We start from the raw sequence: 1,118 nt of genomic DNA, 5'->3' as shown, positions 1-1,118 counted from the left end.
GATCCCGTACCCTCACCGCCGCCTGCCTGCTCACCGTGGCGGCCACCCTGGCCGCCTCCGGCTGCGCCAAGCAGGAGGGATCCTCCACCTCCGCCTCCGGCAACTCCAGCGCCGGCGCCCAGGTCGTCGCCTCCCCCGGCGCCGCCCCCGCCGGCGACACCGCCGGCGGCTGCGACCTCAAGGCCTACGGCGCCACCAAGCTCGACCTCAAGGACACCGTCGTCGGCTTCTCCCAGTCCGAGAAGGAAGCCAACCCCTTCCGCATCGCCGAGACCCAGTCCATCAAGGACGAAGCCGCCAAGCTGGGCGTCAAGAAGCTCCTCACCACCAACGCCCAGTCCCAGCTCCCCAAGCAGATCAGCGACATCCAGGACATGCTCAACCAGGGCGCCCAGCTCCTCATCGTCGCCCCCCTCAACTCCGACGGCCTCGAACCCGCCCTCCAGGCCGCCGCCGCCAAGCACGTCCCCGTCATCACCGTCGACCGCAAACTCAACGCCACCGCCTGCAAGGACTACCTCACCTTCATCGGCTCCAACTTCGTCGACCAGGGCAAGCGCGCCGCCGACGCCCTCGTCAAGGCCACCGGCGGCACCGGCAAGGTCGCCATCCTCCTCGGCACCTCCGGCAACGGCGTCACCACCGACCGCACCAAGGGCTTCGTCGACCAGATCGCCGCCACCGCCCCCGGCCTGCAGATCGTCGCCCAGCAGACCGGCGAGTTCGCCCGCGACAAGGGCCAGCAGGTCACCGAACAACTCCTCCAGTCCCACCCCGACATCACCGCCCTCTACGCCGAGAACGACGAAATGGGCCTCGGCGCCGTCACCGCCGTCAAGGGCGCCGGCAAGAAGCCCGGCACCGACATCAAGATCGTCTCCGTCGACGGCACCCGCAACGCCGTCCAGGCCCTCGCCGGCGGCGAGTACAACGGCGTCATCGAGTCCAACCCCCGCTTCGGCCCCCTCGCCTTCGCCACCGCACAGAAGTTCTTCGACGGCCAGGCCATCCCCGACAACGTCATCATCACCGACCGCGCCTACGACCCCGACAACGCCAAGACCTCCCTCGACGGCGCCTACTGACGGGAACCCACCGCACGACCGCCACACCGGCGG

Annotated in this window: 1 protein-coding gene; it reads left to right on the top strand. The window is 69.9% G+C overall.

Annotation, left to right across the window (positions count from 1 at the left end; translation table 11 throughout):
• The coding region (locus IE329_RS39905) for an ABC transporter substrate-binding protein (protein WP_229928165.1) at positions 1-1,085 on the top strand (1,085 nt) is incomplete at its 5' end.
• Between the last annotated feature and the right edge of the window lie 33 nt (positions 1,086-1,118).

Origin of the sequence: Kitasatospora indigofera (genome assembly GCF_014655955.1) — a bacterium.
In the GTDB taxonomy this organism is placed as follows: Bacteria; Actinomycetota; Actinomycetes; order Streptomycetales; family Streptomycetaceae; genus Kitasatospora; species Kitasatospora indigofera.
Note: the sequence above shows the minus strand (reverse complement) of the source record. Positions and strands in the feature narration are given on the sequence as shown.